This window comes from Bacillus sp. FSL K6-6540 (genome assembly GCF_038007545.1).
The window spans coordinates 6,018,309-6,037,190 of sequence record NZ_JBBOXH010000001.1; the positions used below are offsets into that span (position 1 = coordinate 6,018,309).

Annotated in this window: 23 protein-coding genes; 8 read left to right on the forward strand and 15 right to left on the reverse strand. The window is 49.2% G+C overall.

Annotated elements, in window-relative coordinates; translation table 11 throughout:
* Positions 1 to 109: 109 nt before the first annotated feature.
* From MHH82_RS26925 to MHH82_RS26935, 3 genes are read left to right on the forward strand one after another with little or no spacing between them, the layout of a single operon-like run.
* Positions 110 to 1,312 carry a quaternary amine ABC transporter ATP-binding protein gene (locus MHH82_RS26925; RefSeq protein ID WP_015737262.1) on the forward strand — a complete coding sequence of 401 codons (1,203 nt, stop codon included), beginning with the start codon at positions 110 to 112 and terminating at the stop codon, positions 1,310 to 1,312.
* Positions 1,305 to 2,138, forward strand: coding sequence for an ABC transporter permease (locus MHH82_RS26930; protein WP_015737263.1), 834 nt, complete (start codon positions 1,305 to 1,307; stop codon positions 2,136 to 2,138). The genes MHH82_RS26925 and MHH82_RS26930 overlap by 8 nt, the downstream gene beginning before the upstream one ends.
* Position 2,139: 1 nt before the next feature.
* Entirely contained in the window at positions 2,140 to 3,060 is a 921-nt protein-coding gene (locus MHH82_RS26935) for a glycine betaine ABC transporter substrate-binding protein (RefSeq protein WP_015737264.1), read from the forward strand.
* 782 nt (positions 3,061 to 3,842) lie between these two features.
* On the opposite strand, the gene MHH82_RS26940 is transcribed toward MHH82_RS26935, so the two are convergent.
* From MHH82_RS26940 to MHH82_RS26950, 3 genes are all read right to left on the reverse strand, one after another.
* Positions 3,843 to 4,574 carry a DUF6081 family protein gene (locus MHH82_RS26940; RefSeq protein WP_119846569.1) on the reverse strand — a complete coding sequence of 244 codons (732 nt, stop codon included), beginning with the start codon at positions 4,572 to 4,574 and terminating at the stop codon, positions 3,843 to 3,845.
* Between the two features lie 17 nt (positions 4,575 to 4,591).
* Positions 4,592 to 5,518, reverse strand: coding sequence for a prenyltransferase (locus tag MHH82_RS26945; RefSeq protein WP_119846568.1), 927 nt, complete (start codon positions 5,516 to 5,518; stop codon positions 4,592 to 4,594).
* 155 nt (positions 5,519 to 5,673) lie between these two features.
* A complete protein-coding gene (locus tag MHH82_RS26950; RefSeq protein WP_251498936.1) occupies positions 5,674 to 6,651 on the reverse strand; it encodes a LacI family DNA-binding transcriptional regulator in 978 nt (325 codons plus the stop codon).
* Positions 6,652 to 6,822: 171 nt separating this feature from the next.
* On the opposite strand from MHH82_RS26950, the gene MHH82_RS26955 reads away from it, so the two are divergent.
* Together MHH82_RS26955 and MHH82_RS26960 are read left to right on the forward strand one after the other, a co-directional pair.
* Positions 6,823 to 7,140 (forward strand): hypothetical protein, encoded by a 318-nt coding sequence (locus tag MHH82_RS26955; protein WP_340968691.1) that lies wholly within the window; start codon positions 6,823 to 6,825, stop codon positions 7,138 to 7,140.
* 183 nt (positions 7,141 to 7,323) lie between these two features.
* Entirely contained in the window at positions 7,324 to 7,500 is a 177-nt protein-coding gene (locus MHH82_RS26960; RefSeq protein WP_015737268.1) for a hypothetical protein, read from the forward strand.
* Positions 7,501 to 7,679: 179 nt separating this feature from the next.
* Here MHH82_RS26960 and MHH82_RS26965 read toward each other — a convergent pair whose 3' ends face one another.
* The 6 genes from MHH82_RS26965 to MHH82_RS26990 all read right to left on the reverse strand — a co-directional run bounded on the left by MHH82_RS26965 (position 7,680) and on the right by MHH82_RS26990 (position 13,356).
* Positions 7,680 to 8,510: a phosphoenolpyruvate hydrolase family protein gene (locus tag MHH82_RS26965; RefSeq protein ID WP_015737269.1), complete on the reverse strand. Its 831-nt coding sequence runs from the start codon at positions 8,508 to 8,510 to the stop codon at positions 7,680 to 7,682.
* A gap of 49 nt (positions 8,511 to 8,559) precedes the next feature.
* Positions 8,560 to 9,771 (reverse strand): Tm-1-like ATP-binding domain-containing protein, encoded by a 1,212-nt coding sequence (locus MHH82_RS26970; RefSeq protein ID WP_015737270.1) that lies wholly within the window; start codon positions 9,769 to 9,771, stop codon positions 8,560 to 8,562.
* Between the two features lie 129 nt (positions 9,772 to 9,900).
* Complete coding sequence (locus MHH82_RS26975; protein ID WP_340968693.1) at positions 9,901 to 11,106, reverse strand: phosphoenolpyruvate hydrolase family protein; 1,206 nt, start codon at positions 11,104 to 11,106, stop codon at positions 9,901 to 9,903.
* Between the two features lie 80 nt (positions 11,107 to 11,186).
* Positions 11,187 to 11,822, reverse strand: a complete 636-nt coding sequence (locus MHH82_RS26980) for a pyridoxamine 5'-phosphate oxidase family protein (RefSeq protein ID WP_015737272.1) — start codon at positions 11,820 to 11,822, stop codon at positions 11,187 to 11,189.
* Positions 11,823 to 11,962: 140 nt separating this feature from the next.
* Positions 11,963 to 12,775 (reverse strand): undecaprenyl-diphosphate phosphatase, encoded by an 813-nt coding sequence (locus MHH82_RS26985; RefSeq protein WP_015737273.1) that lies wholly within the window; start codon positions 12,773 to 12,775, stop codon positions 11,963 to 11,965.
* A 416-nt stretch (positions 12,776 to 13,191) separates the two neighbouring features.
* On the reverse strand, positions 13,192 to 13,356 hold the full coding sequence (locus MHH82_RS26990) for a sporulation protein Cse60 (protein WP_009593971.1): 165 nt from the start codon (positions 13,354 to 13,356) through the stop codon (positions 13,192 to 13,194).
* A 204-nt stretch (positions 13,357 to 13,560) separates the two neighbouring features.
* On the opposite strand from MHH82_RS26990, the gene MHH82_RS26995 reads away from it, so the two are divergent.
* The 3 genes from MHH82_RS26995 to MHH82_RS27005 all read left to right on the forward strand — a co-directional run bounded on the left by MHH82_RS26995 (position 13,561) and on the right by MHH82_RS27005 (position 15,278).
* Positions 13,561 to 14,286, forward strand: a complete 726-nt coding sequence (locus MHH82_RS26995) for a hypothetical protein (protein WP_340968696.1) — start codon at positions 13,561 to 13,563, stop codon at positions 14,284 to 14,286.
* Positions 14,287 to 14,414: 128 nt separating this feature from the next.
* On the forward strand, positions 14,415 to 14,654 hold the full coding sequence (locus MHH82_RS27000; protein WP_340968698.1) for a WGxxGxxG family protein: 240 nt from the start codon (positions 14,415 to 14,417) through the stop codon (positions 14,652 to 14,654).
* A 174-nt stretch (positions 14,655 to 14,828) separates the two neighbouring features.
* Entirely contained in the window at positions 14,829 to 15,278 is a 450-nt protein-coding gene (locus MHH82_RS27005; RefSeq protein ID WP_340968700.1) for a hypothetical protein, read from the forward strand.
* Here MHH82_RS27005 and MHH82_RS27010 read toward each other — a convergent pair.
* The 6 genes from MHH82_RS27010 to MHH82_RS27035 form a co-directional block, all read right to left on the reverse strand.
* On the reverse strand, positions 15,262 to 15,474 hold the full coding sequence (locus MHH82_RS27010; RefSeq protein WP_340968701.1) for a hypothetical protein: 213 nt from the start codon (positions 15,472 to 15,474) through the stop codon (positions 15,262 to 15,264). The two genes, MHH82_RS27005 and MHH82_RS27010, sit on opposite strands and share 17 nt — an antisense overlap.
* A gap of 56 nt (positions 15,475 to 15,530) precedes the next feature.
* Complete coding sequence (locus MHH82_RS27015) at positions 15,531 to 15,629, reverse strand: YjcZ family sporulation protein (RefSeq protein WP_015737277.1); 99 nt, start codon at positions 15,627 to 15,629, stop codon at positions 15,531 to 15,533.
* A 130-nt stretch (positions 15,630 to 15,759) separates the two neighbouring features.
* Positions 15,760 to 16,149: a YmaF family protein gene (locus tag MHH82_RS27020; protein ID WP_340968703.1), complete on the reverse strand. Its 390-nt coding sequence runs from the start codon at positions 16,147 to 16,149 to the stop codon at positions 15,760 to 15,762.
* A 20-nt stretch (positions 16,150 to 16,169) separates the two neighbouring features.
* The gene (locus tag MHH82_RS27025; RefSeq protein ID WP_340968705.1) at positions 16,170 to 16,988 is read right to left on the reverse strand and encodes a DUF2935 domain-containing protein; all 819 of its coding nucleotides are present in this window, start codon (positions 16,986 to 16,988) and stop codon (positions 16,170 to 16,172) included.
* Positions 16,989 to 17,112: 124 nt separating this feature from the next.
* Positions 17,113 to 18,012, reverse strand: a complete 900-nt coding sequence (locus MHH82_RS27030) for a LysR family transcriptional regulator (RefSeq protein WP_340968706.1) — start codon at positions 18,010 to 18,012, stop codon at positions 17,113 to 17,115.
* A gap of 178 nt (positions 18,013 to 18,190) precedes the next feature.
* On the reverse strand, positions 18,191 to 18,829 hold the full coding sequence (locus MHH82_RS27035; RefSeq protein ID WP_015737281.1) for an HD domain-containing protein: 639 nt from the start codon (positions 18,827 to 18,829) through the stop codon (positions 18,191 to 18,193).
* Between the last annotated feature and the right edge of the window lie 53 nt (positions 18,830 to 18,882).

Here is an 18,882-nt window from a genome sequence, read left to right on the forward strand (position 1 = left end):
GATACTTTACGTATCGGTTGTTACAATGGGTGACATGGGTTTACGAGACGACATCGGCAAAGACTCGGACAAATGGACGCGTCTCTATACAATAAAAGGAGGAGTACTTTTGGCTATTCTGCAAGTTAACAAAGTCAGCAAATTGTTCGGCGCGAACCCGGAACAAGGGCTTCAATTGCTTGAGCAAGGCTGGAGTAAAGCGCGAATTGCAAAAGAGAAAAATATAACGGTTGGCGTTAACCGTGTCAGCTTCGATATTCAGGAAGGCGAGATCTTCGTGATTATGGGGCTATCGGGCAGCGGGAAGTCTACGCTCGTCCGTTTGCTAAATCGGTTGATTGAGCCGACATCGGGCGAAATCTTGATACACGGCAAGGACCTGCGAAAAATGAACAAGGAACAGCTGCGGGAAGTACGCCGCAAAAAAATCAGCATGGTGTTCCAGAAGTTCGCCTTGTTCCCCCATCGCACGGTTGTGGACAATGTGGAATACGGTCTGGAGATTCAGAAGGTAGACAAGAGCAAACGCCGCGAAGCGGCCATGAAGTCGCTTGAGCTTGTAGGCTTGAAGGGCTGGGAGGAAAAAATGCCCGATCAGCTCAGCGGCGGCATGCAGCAGCGCGTCGGGCTGGCCCGTGCGCTTGCCAACGATCCGGAGATTCTGCTGATGGACGAAGCCTTCAGCGCACTGGATCCCCTCATTCGCAGAGACATGCAGGACGAATTGATCGAGCTCCAGGACAAAATGAAAAAAACCATCGTGTTCATTACCCACGACCTGGACGAAGCTCTTCGGATCGGCGACCGCATTGCCTTGATGAAGGACGGCTCGATCGTGCAGATCGGCACGCCGGAGGAAATCTTGACCCAGCCTGCCAACGACTACGTCGAACGGTTCGTGGAAGACGTGGATCTATCCAAGGTGCTTACCGCTTCACGGGTTATGCGCCGTCCGGAAACCATCACGATGGATCGCGGGCCTCGGGTTGCGCTGGAGCTTATGCGTGAACGCGGCATCTCGAACCTGTTCGTGATCGACCGTTCGAAGAAGCTGCTCGGCGTCATTACGGCGGAAGATGCATCGGATGCCATGAAGAATAACCGCAAGCTTGCGGATATTCTCATCACGGACGGACCGAGCGTCGGACCCGACACGCTGCTAAATGAATTGTTTGAAATTACGAGCATGTCCAAAGTGCCATTGGCCGTTGTGGATGATACCGGCCGACTGATGGGCGTTATCGTCCGCGGTGCCGTCCTTGGTGCCTTGGCCGGAGAAACCAAGAGCGAGGAGGTGACGCAAGATGCCTAAGATCCCTCTTGCCAGCTGGGTTGATTCCTTGGTCGATTGGATGGGAGACGTGTTCTCCGGATTCTTTGACGCCATCTCTTTCATTATCGAGAACGTTGTGCAGTTGTTTACGGATTTGTTCATGCTGCCTCATCCGTATCTGTTCATCGTCATCCTGGCCGTCATTGCCTACCTGCTGGGCCGTCTGCCGTTAACCTTGTTCACGGCCATCGGTTTCCTGCTGATCGACAACTTGGGCTACTGGTCACAGACGATGAGCACGCTCAGTCTGGTCATCACGGCGGCATTGATCTCGGTCATACTGGGTGTTCCGCTGGGTATATGGGCGGCCTATAGCAAGTCCGCATCCCGCGTGATCATACCGGTTCTGGACTTTATGCAGACCATGCCGGCATTTGTGTACTTGCTGCCTGCCGTCACATTCTTCAGTCTGGGCGTGGTTCCGGGAGTTATCGCTTCGGTTATCTTCGCTATTCCGCCGACGATTCGCCTGACCCGCCTCGGCATTATGCAAGTATCCGGCGAATTGACTGAAGCTGCGGATGCATTCGGTTCGACTTCCGGGCAGAAATTGTTCAAGGTTCAGCTGCCGCTGGCCATGCCAACCTTGATGGCCGGCATTAACCAGACCATCATGCTGTCGTTGTCGATGGTGGTTATCGCTTCGATGATCGGCGCCCAAGGTATCGGTGCCGAGGTATATCGCGCGGTAACGCAGCTGCAAATCGGTAAAGGGTTTGAAGCCGGCTTGGCTGTCGTCATTTTGGCGATTGTCCTCGACCGCTTTACACAAAATATATTTAAATCGAAAAAAAGGGGTGCTTAATTTGAAGAAACAGAAGTTTTGGTTGCTGCTTAGCTTGGCCGCTATTCTGGTCCTGTCCGCTTGCGGTCAGGGCGGAAACGGCGGCTCGAATGGAACGACGGACAACGGGGCTGATGGCGGTTCCACCGCTTCCCTCGGCGATCAAGTCAAACATGAAATCATCGGTATTGATCCTGGCGCGGGTATTATGAAAGCAACGGCTGCTGCGATTGAGGAATATGGATTGACCGACTGGAAACTGATCGAAGGTTCCGGCGCGGCCATGACGGCAACTCTCGATAAAGCCATCAAGAACGAAGATCCGATCATTATTACCGGTTGGACTCCGCACTGGATGTTCGCCAAATACGATCTGAAGTATCTGGAAGATCCGAAGAAGGTTTACGGTGAAGCGGAAGAGATCCACACCGTTGCCCGCCTTGGACTTCAGGAAGATCATCCGGAAGCCTATAAGTTCCTGAGCAATTTCAAGTGGACGTCCGACGATATGGGTCAGATTATGACCGCGATCCAAGAAGGCCAAGACCCTGAGGCTGCAGCTAAAGAATGGGCGGACAGCAACGCTGAGAAAGTCGATGCTTGGCTCGAAGGCGTTCAACCGGTTGACGGCAAAAGCTTCAAATTCAGTTATGTGGCTTGGGATTCCGAAATTGCCAGCACCAACCTGCTGAAAGTGATCATGGAAGAAAAGCTGGGTTACAAAGTTGAAGCCCTTCAAGTTGAAGCAGGCCCTATGTGGACCGGCGTTGCCAACGGCGACGTGGACGCCACCGTGGCTGCTTGGCTGCCGCTGACGCATGCGGACTACTGGGATAAATTCAAGGACCAAGTGGAAGACCTTGGCGCCAACATGGAAGGCGTAAAAACCGGACTGGTGGTTCCGTCTTACGTGGAAGCCAATTCGATTGAAGATCTGAAATAACGTTGAAAGCCATCCCATGGTTTGTGGGATGGCTTTCTTTTTTGGATGTCAAGATTAGTCGGCCTGGTCTGGGGAGGATGTATCCGTTTCGGTCGCTGTTGAAACCAGGAAAACAGGATGATATTTTTGCGGTATTTTCCCGGTTTCAAAGGCGAACGCCAGGTCTCCTCCACGGATACATCCTCTTTTCTTGGGCCCGGCCTCCAATCTTTCCCGCAAACAAAGCCATCCCTTTCTTCAGGGATGGCTTTGTGGGGCGGTGCGGGGAAGGGGCAATGTTGACCAGTTCGACACGGTCAGCTTGCCTGGTTTATGGCCGAACATGCTGTGAATCCCCTCGGGACTCACAGGCTTGCCGGCTCGGCTTGGGGCACTGCCACTGACTCCCACCTAATCTTCCTACACTCGAATGGCCGGACATGCTGTGAATCCCCTTGGGACTCACAGGCTTGCCGGCTCGACTTGTGTGGCACTGCCACTGGCTCCCACCTAATCTTCCTACACTCGAATGGCCGGACATGCTGTGATTCCCCTTGGGACTCACAGGCTTGCCGGCTCGGCTTGTGGCACTGCCACTGGCTCCCACCTAATCTTCCTGCACCCGAATGGCCGGACATGCTGTGAATCCCCTTGGGACTCACAGCATGTCCGGCTCGGCTTCTTCGGCTTTCGGGGGCTTCAGCTTCCCCGATTCGGCCTCGAGCATTGCTGCAGGCCTTCCTTCTCTAACGAATGAAAAAAGATCATGCCAACATGGCATGATCTTTTTTCATTATATAAGTCTACTCTTTTATCGTGACCGTCACGGGAGAATATTCGGCAATAACGGTTTGTCCATGCACGGATACGCTGCCCTCCGGCGTCAGGTCTTTTTCGGTCATGATGCCAAGCGCGATGGTGAATTTGTTGAACTTGATCGGGATGTTTTTCTCCCGGCGGATCTCTTCGCCGTTCACGTAGAAGATAGCTTCGTCCTCGGCACGGTTATACGTGATTTTGTACGTGTTGAATTCCCGCGGCGTAAAGTGCGTATCTTCCTCTTTGAAAATGCAAAAGTAACGGGTCTTGTCCGATTCCGGCACCTGCACGCCCGGGAACGGCAGGACCGCATACACGCTGGCGTATTTGTCGTTCGAAGCAAAAAAGTCCAGTGCCGCGCCGGTGCTGAAATCAAGCAGATTCAAAGATACGTAGCCGTCATACAAGTCGCCGGGAACCGTACCTTGGGTGCGGGCCCGAATTTGCAGCTCGAAGGTCACCTCGCCGGATTCCGGCACGTCCACTTCTTCATTGGAATAATACATATGCTTGGCGTTATCGAGAATTTGGATCTGGTTATTCTGACGGCTCAGCGGTGCGCGTACGTACAGAATGCCATTGCGAACGATAACGACCGCATTCGGCTCGCGATATTCCCAGAATGAACCGTCCGGCAGCGGGAACCCGCCGATCTTCCAAGTCCCGCTCTCGGACAGGATGGAGTGAAAATCACCAAAAACGCGTTGTTGTTCCATCTATTTCCCCTTCTTCCTTACAAAGTCTGAATGATTCCCTGAATGATCAATGACAGGATCAGCACGCCGCCGCAGCGCATGGTGGTCATCGTTGACGCGCCCATCAGCGGTAAATACGCCTCGGAACGGTTGCTGTCCTTCAGCCTTCCATAGACAAGATACAACGGAATGATCGTAAGCAGCGCAATCAGTGCGTAAGGCGGGAGCGCTCCGGCCAATACGCAGGCTATCAAGGAGAGGCATGCCAGCAGCAGCAGAACTCGCGAGAAGTTCAGCGCTCTCTTTTCGCCCCATACCACGACCAGGGTCTTCTTCCCGGCCTGACGGTCTGCCTGCCAATGCAAAAAGTGATGGTTGAACAAAATCAACGTTGTCAGCAGCCCGATGGGCAGTGACAGCAGCAAGGCCCGAACATCCATATGTGAGGTTTGAACGTAGTATGCGCCCATCACCGGCAAAATACCAAAGGACAGCAAAATCGCAATTTCACTGTAGCCCTTGCCGCGATAACCGAATCGAATCGGCGGTGCGACGTAAAAGTAAGCGATCAACCCGCCGAGTCCACCAAAGACAAAAGCCCACCAGCCGCTGATCAAGCTGAGGATGATGCCGCTCAACGCCGCGATCCCGAACAGCGTCCAGGTGACGATCTCGAACTTACGGAGCGACCAGACCCCCTTGGTCAAAAACCCGGAGTTGGTGGAGATTGCATCTACATGCTCCTGCGCTTCTGTGTCCGTTCCGTTCTTATAGTCCCATAAATCGTTCACCATATTGGAGAACAAATGGGCAGCGCCGCTCCCGATCAAGGTCAATAAAAAAAGGCCTATATGAAATGTACCCGTCCATACGTAAGCCCCGAGCGCTCCCAAAGCGACCGGAATCAGCATGACGGGGATCACTTTGATTCGGGAAGCTTTTTTAAACTGTGTAAGGGCATCCACGTCTGATATGCTCCTTTCCCTTCTATGATACAGAATAGAACGCCTGCAAATCACTTGCAGACGTTTAGCGTTGTGAAACAAAGCACTTGCATAGATAAGAATATCACAATTGTCGAACTTTGTAATCCGTTTGTTAGAACTTGGCTTTGCAGCCATTAGACCGACGAACGTTCAATCAGCTCGAAAGCAAGCTCCTTGCGAATCGGCTCCTTCTGCTCCCCTTGAATATGGGCATAGAGTATCCTGAAAGCCTCCGTCCCCATATCAAACAGGCGGTTATCAATCGTAGTAAGGCCCAGCATTTTGCCGATCGGCTGGTTGTCGAATCCGATGACGGCCAGCTCTTGCGGAATGGACAGCCCTCTTTTCTCTGCTTCATAGATTAACCCGGCGGCCACATGGTCGCCCGTCACCAATATGGCGCTGGGACGTTCCTCCATGCCCGACAGCCGATCCATAATCGCTGCACCGTCCTCGAGATCTATACAACCGTCCAGGATCCATTCCTCGCGGTAAGGCTCTCCGATTTCTTGAAGCACTTCTTCATAGGCCGCTTGGCGTGCTCTCGTGCTCGGACTGTCCAGTCTTCCTACGGTGAAGCCGATGCGGCGATGTCCCCGCCTTATCAAATAACGCATGGCACTGCGAAATGCCTCAGCATGGTTTATATATATAGAAGAAAATAAGCGTTCCCCTGCATCCTGACAGCATACAATCGGTCCGTAAGCGCAATAGGCTTCGATCTGTTTCGGCGTCACGGCCGACGATAGAATAATGATGCCGTCAATCTCGCGGTTGCGCAGCATCTCCAGCACTTCCACTTCCTTATCCGGCGCATACCCGGTTTGGCACAGGATGAGGCGATAGTTAGCGGCAAGCGCTTCTTGGCCGGCTCCTTCCATCAGCAAGGAGAAGTAGGCATGATTAATAAACGGAAGCATGATGGCAATATTCATCGTTTTCCCTGTAATCAGATGGACCGCATTCATATTCCGGGCGTATTTCAACTGCTTCATCGTTTCCAGCACGCGTGCCCGCTTCTCTTCTCTGACATAAGGGTGGTTATTCAGCACCCGGGATACAGTTGATACCGACACGCCTGCAAGCTTGGCTATCTCTTTAATATTGGCCACAATCGATATGCCCCCTTCATCCACTGGTTCATCCCCTGATACTATCATGATTGCTTCCTCTATTCAAAATTAAGCCTCCAGCAGTTGAGGTCTCTGCGTTCGTATTGCGCCATATCCATGACTTACTTTTTTTGGTACGATTGATGATATCATCCCTATGGAGGTATCGGCATGTCGAAACTGTTCAAGATGCTTGGCGCTGTATGGTTCATCGGCGGTTTTATCGGCGGAGTCATCATTCATATCATCATGGAGGGCAATTGGCTGACAGGCATCGCTTGGCTTATTGGCGGCGCAATCTTGGGCGCCTTATTCTATACGGTGGGCGAAATTCATGAAATCGTGTGGGAGAATCATGCCCTGCTTCGGGAAGTGCTTCACCGTCTGCCTCCGGAACCAGGCGATAAAAAGCCGCCGCTTGGAAATTCCCGGGCCAATCTTAGCGCTTTGAAGGATTATAAAATGAACGCAAAAGATGAACAGCGATAAAAAATTTGATCTTGAACTGGTATGCTTTTCATACATTACACTGTGATTGGGTGGAAACCTTCATTCATTGTCAGCGTGACCGATAAGGGCGTGATGGCAAGGGCAAGGCTTCTGCCTTTTTGCCATGTTTTGCGAAACCTGCGACTTGTCCATTACGTTATCCTTCTCAAAAGGAGATGATGGATGATGGAGACGTTCGGCAGAGGCTGCCTGTACTTGATCATTGGCATGGTGGTATTGCTGCTGTTTGCCCTGCTATTGGGGACCACGATTACGATCCCATGGTTTATCTTCATTCCGCTTGTCGTTATTGCCTTTGCCGTGGCTGCATCCAAGAGCAAACGCAAGGATGATGATTGATCCGGACGACAGGCGAGCCGCCGGGCGCGAAAGAGGATGTCCATTTCATGCGCCGTTTTCAATTCGCTTGCAGGCCTTGTTGGTTCAGTCCAACGGACAATAAAACACCAAGAAGACTCCCTGACGGGAGTCTTCTGCGTTCCTTAGGATCATAACCATACTTTTTCCAGCTTACGACTTCATTTCGAAATATTCTTGAATGCCTCTGTCTGCTGCTTGATGCCAACCTCGGTGGCAAAACGCTCGATGCTGGATGCTCCGAAGAATCCTTCCACCCCATGGGTTCTGGACAATACATACGCCGCGTCCTCAGGCTCCGCAATCGGACCGCCATGGCACAGAATCATAATGTCCGGGTTGACGGCTTTTCCGGCATCGCAGATCGCTTGAATCTTGTCCACGCAGTCGTCGAGCGTCAGTGCCGTTTTCGCGCCTATGGTGCCTTTCGTGGTAAGCCCCATATGAGCAACCAGAACATCGGCTCCGGCTTCGGCCATTTTCTTCGCCTGATCGATGTTAAACACATACGGCGTGGTCACCAAATCCAGCTCATGCGCCTTCCGGATCATCTCGACCTCAAGATCATAGCCCATGCCCGTCTCTTCCAGATTCGCCCGGAATACGCCGTCAATCAAGCCCACCGTCGGAAAGTTCTGCACGCCCGCAAACCCTTGCTCCTTCAGCTGCTTCAGAAAAATATCCATGATCCGAAACGGGTCCGTGCCGCAAACCCCCGCCAACACCGGCGTATGCTTCACGACCGGCAGCACCTCGTTCCCCATGTCCACCACGATCTGATTGGCGTCTCCGTACGCCATCAATCCAGCGAGAGATCCGCGCCCGGCCATCCGGTAACGGCCCGAGTTATAAATAATGATTAAGTCTACGCCGCCTGCTTCGGCGCTCTTCGCGGAAATCCCTGTCCCTGCTCCAGCTCCCAACAACACCTTACCCGCTGCAACCTCTGATTTTAGTTTCGCTAATACTTCTGCTCTTGTTTGCATGGCCATGATATGTTCCTCCTTCAGTTTGAATGCTTGGCCCTGTGGCTTCCCCTTCTCATTGCCGCTTCATCAATTCCATCAGCTTATCGGCCGCGGCCACCGCAAAAGCTTGATCGTTAATATCGGTATTCATCTCGATCAGCTCAACGGTCTCACGGTCTATCCGTTGTCTTAACGTGTCGAACAGCATCTTATCCTCTTCCGCTCCATGGAATGCTTCGCCTTCCACATCGAGCATCGATACACCTTTCAGCGGCAGCATCAACACCGTAGGACCTTGCGACGAATTCAGTTTATCCGCAAGGATCCCGCCAAGCTGCCGGTTCTCCTCCACCGTGGTCCGCATCAGCGTAACCGAAGGGTTATGCTTGTACAGGTTTCGTCCCCGGAATGCCTCCGGCACGGTATCGTACGGACCGAAGTTGACCATATCGAGCGCCCCGGTCGATACGACCTGCGGCACCTTGCAGCGTCCGGCTGACTCCAGCCGATTCGGCCCTGCCGCCAATACGCCGCCAACCAGCTCATCGCACCATTCCGTTGTCGTCAAATCCAATACACCGTCGATGAATCCGGCCTCAATGAGGCTTTCCATCGTTCGCCCGCCCGTGCCGGTTGCATGGAACACCAGCACTTCATACCCATGCGACTCCAGATGCTCTCTGGCATAATCGATGCAGGGGGTCGTTACCCCGAACATCGTCGCTGCAATCAGCGGCTTTTTATCCATCGGCGCAGCCGATTCGAACTTAACCATGCCGGCTATCGCGTGTGCCGCGTTCGTGAATATTTTGGTGGAAAACGAGTTCAGGCCGGATACATCCACGATGGACGGAAACATGATAATGTCGCTTGTCCCTACATAAGGCGCCGTATTGCCGGAAGCGACGGTGGAGACCATCAATTTTGGTACGCCGATCGGCAATGCTCGCATGCCGGCGGTGACGATGGAAGTTCCCCCCGTACCGCCGAATGACAGTATGGCGTCGAATTTGCCCTCTGCATACAGCTTCGGCACGATTTGTTCCATCCCTTGAGCCAATACTGCAGTCCCTGCCGACCGGTCCTTCCGGGCCGCGATTTCGCGTAGATCCGCATCTGCCGCCCCTGCAACCTCGATATTGGTTACATCCGGCGTGAACATCGGCTCAAACACGCCGCTATGAATCGTAAACGTTTGTAACCCCAAGCTCTCGATCACCGATTTAACGTATAAAAACTCAGCACCCTTCGTATCAAACGTCCCCGCAATGGCTATGGTTTTCACCGTGAAGACCTCCCCATGTCTCTTCTCAGGATCGCTTGCCCCGTTCTGACTGACGGGTCCGGCATGTGATCCCTGTAAGACCATAATACAGCGCTTTCAAATAAAAAGGATCGTATCTATGTACGATCTTTATGTATATTTGTCTTTCATATGCCGACGATAGGCCTGGGGAGACATGCCTGCGTATTTTTTGAAGGTCTTGCTGAAATGAACATAGTCCGGGTAACCGACCAGCTCCGCTATTCTACTCAGGGACAGCTTGCTGTGCTTCATGATATCCTGCGCCTTGTGAATACGATATTTGGCTATGTATTCGGGAAAGCTGCACCCCACCTCTCTGTTAAAAAGCGCGCTGAGATGCGTTCTTGAAACGTGGATCCGTTCGGCCAGCTCCGTCATTGAAATCGGGACTGCATAATGCTCGGCTACGTATTCTTTCACAAAGGCAACATAGTCCATCGGTACATCGAATTGCGTCAGCTTGTCCATCAGCTGCCGGTCCTGCTCCAGATGGCCCGTTGCCTTAAACCGATGCGTCGCATCCACGATGGCTTCTTCCGTCGGCGTTCGCTCAAAGCTCGAGCCGCCCACGTAACCCATGGCGGACGTGTTGTCGTACATGTACTGGACATCGATGGGCGTATGGACCGGACCGCCATATACGAGCTTGATCGGCTGCTTGCCCGAGTCGTCACAGACGGCAAAAATTTCTCTGGCGATTTCGGCGCCCTTCTCCAGCGACCATGCTTTCGAGGTCCCCATCATCCCGCCCGCCGTAACGCCCAGATGGGCGCAGATGATATCCGCTCCCGCATCCAGCATCCATGTCGTCTGCTCCGGATTGAATACGAAGGCCATCGTAAACATATCGCGCTCATGGGCAATCCGGATGGCTTCCACCTCCTGCAGATACGTGATGCCTTCTTCCTCCAAGGCTTCGCGGAACAGTCCGTCAATCATCCCCACCGTCGGGTAGTTGATGATGCCGGCAAAACCGCTTCCGCGAATGGCATCCAAGTATCCCGGCAACTGAACGGTTGGATCCGTTCCGCATAAACCGAATATCACCGGTGCGTCGCGGACCACGGAAAGAATTTCGCGCGAGCCGAAATCCATCACCATTTCATTGCAGTTCGCGTAGGGCATGAAGCCCGCCAAGGAGCCCAGTCCCATCTGCCGAAAACGGCCGGAATTCAAGGCCAGTATCAGATCGGCGCCGCCTTTGACCGCATATTTTGCCGATATTCCTGCTCCTGCCGCTACCCCGATCAATCGCTCCTGGGTCTGTATCCCCCTATGTAATCGATCCAATACCTGTTCTCTGGTCGTTATCAAAGTTATTGGTCCCCTTATCTTCAATCTGACCGTCATATCTCATCGTTTCCTTATATCGCTATACCTATTATAAATGAAAATCAATAGAGACGATTCGTGTAACTGTCCTGCATTCCCCGGGCAACGATCTCCTCCGTCACGTGATCTTGATTCACATGATCCGCGATGATCTTGGACGGATTGGGCAGATGCTCGCTGGGTATCCAGGAATCGGGATCCCATGCTTGCGAACGCATGAAAGCTTTTGCACAGTGCATATAGCATTCCTCGACCGAGACCGCAATGCCAAGCCACGGGCGTTTGCCTTGTACGCTAAGCCGATCCAGGATTTCTTCGTCCCTTACCAAGACGGCGCTGCCGTTGATTCGCAAAGTCTCCTTCAAACCCGGTATGACAAACACGATCCCGACTCTCGGGTTAGACAGGATATTCCGCAGCGAATCAAACCGTCGATTGCCCGGACGCTCCGGAATGATTAAGCAGGATTCATCGATCACATGCACGAATCCCGCCGCATCTCCCCGGGGCGAAACGTCGCAGGCTCCGGATGCGTCGGAAGTAGCCATAAACAACAAGGGGCTCTTCGAAATAAAGTCTTTGCAATGATGGTCCAATCGATGAATCGTTTTATGTTTGACCACGTGATTGGAATCGCCGAACAAGTTTCGAAGCTCCTCCTCCGATGAAACGACCGATTGAAACGGAATTTTTGACATCACAACCACTCTCCTATTAGCTTCATCTTATACCTTTCTTATATCCGATACTACGCAATGATCGCCTTGCTTCCCTTCCACAGTAAGAAAAAAAGCTCCCCACAAGTTCAAGGAACCTTATGAGAAGCCTTCCCTCATTCTTATAAGAAGACAAGCAGCAAAATGCCGACAACAAAGCAATAATAAGCGAAATATTTCAGATTCCCGCGCGCCATGATATTCATGAACCATTTCATCGCAAAATAGGTGCAGATGAGCGTCGCGATAAATGCGATCAAATAGGGAATGAACAGCGGAGCAAAATCAGGATCCGATGCCATATCCGACACGCCCAGCACCATGCCGCCGAGGCTTATCGGAATGTACAGCATAAAGGAAAACCGCAGGGCCGTCTCCTGCTTCATCCCCACGGCGATCGACGTAATGACGGTCGAGCCGGATCGGCTGATCCCCGGAATCAGCGCCACCGCCTGTGCCAAACCTACGATAAGCGCGTCCTTGAACGACAAGTCATTATCCAGCTTGCGGCCGCGAAGGTTCCGAATCAGCCAAAGTGCGACTCCCGTAAATAGCAGCGCGACGCCTACCGTGCGAACCGAAGCGAATATTTCCTCAATCTGGTCTTTGAACAACAGTCCGATGATGACAGCCGGAATCGTACCCACAATAATATACAGAATGAACATGAAGTCGGATTTAAACTCCGGTCGTCGTGTCCGAACATAACTTAGGCCGTTCACAATCAATCTCTGCAAATCCTTGCGAAAGATGAACACGATCGCAATCAATGAGGCCGTATTGGTCAGTATTTCGAACGACAGCCCATTCTGCTCCATGCCCATCAGCCTTTGGGCGACAATCAAATGACCGCTGGAGGATACCGGAATCGGCTCCGTAACCCCCTGCACAATTCCCAGCAGCAGATACTTCAACCACAAGATGAAATCTTCCATTACTCTCCTACTTTCTTTGCAACATGGGTATAGCTTATAAAAAATACTAGTCTATCATATCTCATAAAAATAGGAAGAATCAAACCACGAGCAAGAGTCATCGTTGGTGCATGGAGCTGCCGGAAAGACGATAACCTCCCGTTGTTCCATTGCGCAAAAAAGATATGTAAACAAGAGAAGCCCCTCTAACCACGGAATTAGAGGGGCTCCTAATCTATTGTTAAGAGGTGATTCCATCATAAGATGCGTAGCTTAATGGAACCTTAAAGCTTCATTAGGGGGACATAAAAAGTGATGTACCTAACTTTTTGACCTTGAGCTGTCTGGACGGCAATGTTATATGCAAAGTGGTCTTACCTTTTGAGATTCTTAATAAGCAAGATCAAAAGAAAAAGCACCTTTAAGGTGCTTTTTCTTTATTCTTTATATATGACCAAAATATCATACGTTCCGTCTGCCGATGAAAGCTTAATATCCTTCACATCGTCAGGATGAATGTTATACAGGAATTCATTCACCTGATCCTGCAAATCGTCCAGATTGGAATCGCTAAAGAGCTCGACCTTCAATGTTTTTAGCATATAAGCACCCCCTAATTTCAAACTTCGACATAAAACGGGAGTTCCCTGCTGGAATCGAGTAAACGACACGTTTCATCTTTAACTTGCATTTATCTGTTTTCCACACGCACTGCTAAATAACACCCCCAAATTATGGTATATTGGTGGAGTCGTTGTTCGATTTTGAGAAATGATTATAAAAAACGTTGTGGTGGTGGACGCATTATGCAAGTTAAACACAAACGAATCATCCGGTTTGCTGCCAAACTGATATTTCTTTCGGTCGTTCTCTTCTACGCCTTCATCTATGTGATGGAACGCCCTGGCGGATTAACGGATCGGCGCATGTCGCGAGCGCTGGGGCAGGACAATATCCTTCATATCCCGCTCGGGAAGACTCCGGATAACGCGGTTGAACAGTTTAGAGGCCCATCCTCCATGCATGTCATTCACCGTGAACCCGTGAGCGGAGGCACTCTTTTATTTATGAAACGACCTTACCAAGCGGGAAGCCATAATTTGCAAGTAGAATATGTACGAAAAACTCGGATCGGTTGGAAATGGGCTTGGGGCGGCGGATATGGAATCGGCGAATCTTCACAATCCATAGCAGCGTTAAATTACATGGGCATGCCTGAATTAGACCATCTCTCTACCCCGTTTCCCATGGTGTTCGGGGATATTCTGGATCCCTCGATAAAAAAGGTAAGCGTCAAAATCAAGGGCAAAGGTAGTTATAACGCTAAGCTGACTGCTGCGGAGGCTGAAAGAATGATCTGGTTCGTATTTCTACCGTCGCCCGCTTCCACATCTTTTGATATCGAAGGTTTTGATGGTGAGGGGAATCTCATCGCCCGCAAAACAATAACCGATCCGCGCGACAGCGGCTCGGTCCATTTCGAAATGGATCGACATGAATCCGGTGAAATAGCGGATAAAAGGAAAAATTAGCACAGTCTCACTACTCGGAAGTCAGAAGTACACTCGTTTGGTAAAGAATCGTTAAAGATTATTTGGGGCAAGATAATTTTGGTACCTGCCCATGCATTTCAGACGAACAGAGAAAGGAGGTCCTTAACATGAAGAAAATCTGCATGTCTTTTCTCGCTGCTATGAGCATTGCTTGCATGTTGGTTGTCCCTGTTTCCGCCGAAAACAACAACAGGAATGCAAATGACATGAACACAAACAACGTTAACGCTAGAAGTTATAACACCAACGCAGCCACCAATGATAACGATACAGACTGGGGTTGGCTTGGATTAATTGGTCTTGCCGGTCTTGCCGGGTTAAGACGCCGTACCCCGGAGCGCCGTTAATTTTTGCGATAAGCTTAGGGAACAGAAGTAAAATCCTGCTCACATAAGAGCAGGATTTTTTCTTTTCAGGTACCTTTAACGTGTAACTTTAGATCCCCATTCTTCATGTTTTACTTCACTATACCGGAACTTCCATTTTGTTACTCCGTATGAATCTTCAAGGGGTTGATTTCAATGTTATGGATGTTATTTGGCGTCGTCATCATTCTAAGTAGCCGTTATAGCTACATGAATCCGGATTCGGATTGGATACGATGGAATAAACGGTTACCGGAAGACTACGAGCAGGACGATCATGATTTGTTAAAAACCCAGGTTGGTGCGGCAATAGGCGGATTTATTGGCGGCGTATTGGTCTTAATCGGGTTAGCGACGCTTGTTCGACCTGGCGGTACCCCTATGTCATGGGGGGCACTTTTCGGGTTTGCTGTGATCCTCATAGGTATAGGGCTACTGGCCAGAAGGTATCCGACATTCGGCTGGAGCAGGGATGAAGGCTGGAAAGTCAAAGGAGATTCGGAACGAAGCGATACTTACATGGATTTAGTAAAATTCGGCGGATTGGTTTCCATATGCCTCGGATCCGCTTTTTTTGTACTTGGCCTAATCATCTTATTGGTTTGACATGTGTGATGAGGAGAAGAGAATTTTTCTGTTTCGCGGAAAACGTTCCTTTACAGCCAACGGAGATGATAGTTAATAAAACAGCGGCAAACCAAGGCTCAAATAGCATCTTAGCTTGCCGCTTTTTTGGGTGTTTTTCAAAACGAGCATCATCTTGCTCAAAACCTTTTACGAACGGTACTTTTGTGCTTCTCACACAATTTACCCTGAAACGTTCAATGCATATAAGTGAGATCTCTACAAGGTATTTACTTAGAATCCCCAAGTACGGAGTATAATGACAAGCAGAATAAAGAGAACGAGAATAACACCAACACTACCGCCATACCCGGAACCTTCATATCCACTCATTTTCCCTTACTCCTTCCTAATTGGAATACTACATATTATGTAAGGGCGTCTGATAATGCAAAGGCATGAGGTAATAGTCAAAGGCATAATTTATATTAAAACAATAAAGCAAAGTGGATGAAACTATTATCTACCCTTGTTCATCACCTGTGTTTCCGCTATAACGATGAGCATGTGGGATCCTGCCATCTACGGTGGTATAACCTTCGAAATAATGATAGTGCCCACCGCCTGCCAATGGAATGGCGGGTCCAGTTGTTCCTCTAATCATGTGCTTGTGCTGGTCATTAAATGATGTTTGGGCATGGTAATTATGGACGTGTGGCACGCCACTTGGAGCTGGTTCAGTTATACCCACGTAATGATGGAAATGTCCAACGTCAAAAGAGGTATCTCCTTGAAAGGGATGGACATGAACGTTAACCGGTCTTCCATCCCAAGATGTTAGAAAGAGTTGATGGGAATGACTGGAATCAGAGTTATTGGAATGAACAACAAAGCCCGTTATTTGTATTTCCATCCAATAGTGCCTCCCTTCTATTAATGCATGATTTCTTTCTTGTTTACCTTCATGCCAGATAATGACCGATCGAACATGTCTAGAATAAATAAGAATCGTTCAGCTTCACGAAAAACATGATCTGCTAATAAAGGATGAATGATGCTTTTGATTCGGCACTCTTCAATTAAGTCGCGCGCAGTCTTCTTAAAATCGCGTAATGATTTGACTGAAACGCGGTTTTCATCAACAAATTGACTTAGTAATGGATGGGTTTGCGATTGTGGACGCATGGAACTTAGGTCAATGGCTTGAAACATCAACGTATCAAAATCTTGGCTAAACTCCCTTGCTTGTTCCACTAATTTTCGCTCGGATGGATCAAGCAGATGACCTATAAATTTTGCATGGTCAGTCATGATTTTTAGGAAAAAGACATTTTCATCGATAATCGCATCAGGTAATGGTTCAAGTCTCCCGTTATTGAGTTCCTCTAACCGATTTCTAAAGTAATTTGCTTCTCGGCTAACATGATCTACAAGCAAAGGGAAATTTGTTCCCCCAGGGAGCTGGCACCTAAGTATAAGTCCAAGAACCTTCCTCTTAAATGCCCAAATGTGTGCAGCGGCATTGTGAACTTCAGAATTAAACTGTCGAATCGTTTGTGGATCGGTATCTGCTTGATATGCATGTGATCTTCTTTCAATATCCTCAAAGATGGCATGAAATTGATTAGCCTCATTGATTAACTGCGTGTCTTCACATCTAAATCCTAATCGAAGAAAAAAGGAATGTTCTTTCATAATGCGTGACCAAAAACGTATTTCGTCTAATGACCTGACTACAAAAGGATCAGACATCCCTACCCCACCTTTCGGCACACGAATAAGACAACCATTTATAATGGCTTGATAACAATGTATATGGGGATAGCCTGTTTCAATATGCTATGTTAGAAAATTATGTAGAAAAAACAATTAGGCGTTACAACGTATAGGATATTCCTAGTTGGCTTATTTGTTTATGAAGAAGTTCGGTGAATTTTAGGACAACTTGCCCCCTGTACTTATCCTTGTGATAAATTAGTCCGACTTGCCGTAAAAATGTGTTTTCTGCTATATTCACTATTTTTACTCCAGGTTTGTCCCACTGCTTCATCAAGGTTTCGGAAAGGATGGAACAGCCTACCCCTGCTTCTATCAGGGTGATCATTGATTCAATGGCATCGATTTCGATGGCTGGTCGCAGATCAATTTCCTTCAGGTTGCAGATAGAATCCAATTGATGTCGACACCGATAATTTTTAGGAAACAAAACAAGAGGGAGGTCCTTAAGAGCCTCTAAGCTTACTTCGGGCCCTTCCGCTAAGGGATGGTCGGCATTAACTACTAAATAAAGCTTTTCTTTGTACAGCAGTTGGGAAACGATACGTTCATCATGAACAGGAATAATAGTAAGAGCCAGGTCGATCTCGTTATTAAGCAAGCGTTCCGCAACATTGTCCGCGCTGATGACCCTAACCTGAACTTCGGAATAGGCCTCATGAAAATCCGGCAGCAGCCGGCAAACAAGCGCATTTAATTCGCCCGGTAAAACCCCAACCGAAAGGCGTCCCCGTTTGATATCTTGCAGTTCTTGAATTTCTTCACGTACGCTCTTGAAGCTGTGAAAAACAGTGTGGCAATGTTTTAGCAAAATGAATCCGGCTTCAGTAATAGCTATTTTTTTGCCTATCCGATCGAATAAGGGCATCCCCAATTCGTCCTCAATTGCTTTTATCTGGTGGCTTAGGGTAGGCTGCGTGACCCCCAATTTTTCGGATGCTCTTGTAAAATGCAGCTCTTGACAAACAGCCATGAAATATTCTAATTGCCGGATTTCCATATCCTGCACCCCGGTTTCTGCGAGTCTTAAAAAGCTCATTCTTCTTTATCAACGATTTGTTTCATATTCAGCATGTATTATAGATAATTTATTTTCATTAACAAAACAATCCCCGACTTCTATCCGAAGGGGATTGTTAAGATGTGCAGCTTATCCATGAATCGCTTCGCCAAAAAACTTATTCGTGCCATGGCGAATGAAGTACACTATCGCAAAAATCTTTGCGTTTGAAGCCCGGGAGTAACCGAGCGCATACATCTGCCTTGATATTGCCGTAGGTCGTTTCCGGTTTGTGAGCAAACCCCTCAAGAAACGCTGGTAAAATCTTGTTCTTAAATCCATTACGCGGATATGCCAACGTTACTTGGTTTCGCACATCTTCGGTAAATGCATCAAAATTTTCCCCAACAACGTCATAGCTAACGCCAGAGTTAATCAAGGCAACTTCCGGTTCTTTATACTGGGCTATTCCAATAGTTGTATGCAAGGCGACCGCATCCCATACGAGCCGAGCAGATTCTTCTGGCACTCCATAACTTCGTAAAAAATCACGTGCTGCGTTAGCTCCGTCCACCTCAAAACGTTTATCTGGACTGCTGTAGTGCTTGGTAAGTCCTAAGTCGTGGAACAAAGCGCTGATATACAGCAGTTCTAAATCATATTTTACATTGTTTCGTTTTCCCATAAGTGCACCAAATAGATATACCCGGTGGGAATGATTCCACAGTAAATCGTTTCCGTGCTCACGAAGCAACTCTGCGGCTGCTTTTGCCAACGTGCTGTCCGGTATTTGGATTTCTGCAACTACATGTGACATGATGGACACTCCTTACATTTTTAGAGTCGGCTTGTTGCTTACGAACTCCATTC

Excerpts from the sequence above, each read along its gene's own strand:
- MHH82_RS26930 (WP_015737263.1), top strand. The coding sequence starts at position 1,305 with ATGCCTAAGATCCCTCTTGCCAGCTGGGTTGATTCCTTGGTCGATTGG.
- MHH82_RS26940 (WP_119846569.1), bottom strand. The coding sequence starts at position 4,574 with ATGGAACAACAACGCGTTTTTGGTGATTTTCACTCCATCCTGTCCGAG.
- MHH82_RS26955 (WP_340968691.1), top strand. The coding sequence starts at position 6,823 with ATGTCGAAACTGTTCAAGATGCTTGGCGCTGTATGGTTCATCGGCGGT.
- MHH82_RS26960 (WP_015737268.1), top strand. The coding sequence starts at position 7,324 with ATGATGGAGACGTTCGGCAGAGGCTGCCTGTACTTGATCATTGGCATG.
- MHH82_RS26965 (WP_015737269.1), bottom strand. The coding sequence starts at position 8,510 with ATGGCCATGCAAACAAGAGCAGAAGTATTAGCGAAACTAAAATCAGAG.
- MHH82_RS26980 (WP_015737272.1), bottom strand. The coding sequence starts at position 11,822 with ATGTCAAAAATTCCGTTTCAATCGGTCGTTTCATCGGAGGAGGAGCTT.
- MHH82_RS26985 (WP_015737273.1), bottom strand. The coding sequence starts at position 12,775 with ATGGAAGATTTCATCTTGTGGTTGAAGTATCTGCTGCTGGGAATTGTG.
- MHH82_RS26990 (WP_009593971.1), bottom strand. The coding sequence starts at position 13,356 with ATGCTAAAAACATTGAAGGTCGAGCTCTTTAGCGATTCCAATCTGGAC.
- MHH82_RS26995 (WP_340968696.1), top strand. The coding sequence starts at position 13,561 with ATGCAAGTTAAACACAAACGAATCATCCGGTTTGCTGCCAAACTGATA.
- MHH82_RS27000 (WP_340968698.1), top strand. The coding sequence starts at position 14,415 with ATGAAGAAAATCTGCATGTCTTTTCTCGCTGCTATGAGCATTGCTTGC.
- MHH82_RS27005 (WP_340968700.1), top strand. The coding sequence starts at position 14,829 with ATGTTATGGATGTTATTTGGCGTCGTCATCATTCTAAGTAGCCGTTAT.
- MHH82_RS27015 (WP_015737277.1), bottom strand. The coding sequence starts at position 15,629 with ATGAGTGGATATGAAGGTTCCGGGTATGGCGGTAGTGTTGGTGTTATT.
- MHH82_RS27020 (WP_340968703.1), bottom strand. The coding sequence starts at position 16,149 with ATGGAAATACAAATAACGGGCTTTGTTGTTCATTCCAATAACTCTGAT.
- MHH82_RS27025 (WP_340968705.1), bottom strand. The coding sequence starts at position 16,988 with ATGTCTGATCCTTTTGTAGTCAGGTCATTAGACGAAATACGTTTTTGG.
- MHH82_RS27030 (WP_340968706.1), bottom strand. The coding sequence starts at position 18,012 with ATGGAAATCCGGCAATTAGAATATTTCATGGCTGTTTGTCAAGAGCTG.
- MHH82_RS27035 (WP_015737281.1), bottom strand. The coding sequence starts at position 18,829 with ATGTCACATGTAGTTGCAGAAATCCAAATACCGGACAGCACGTTGGCA.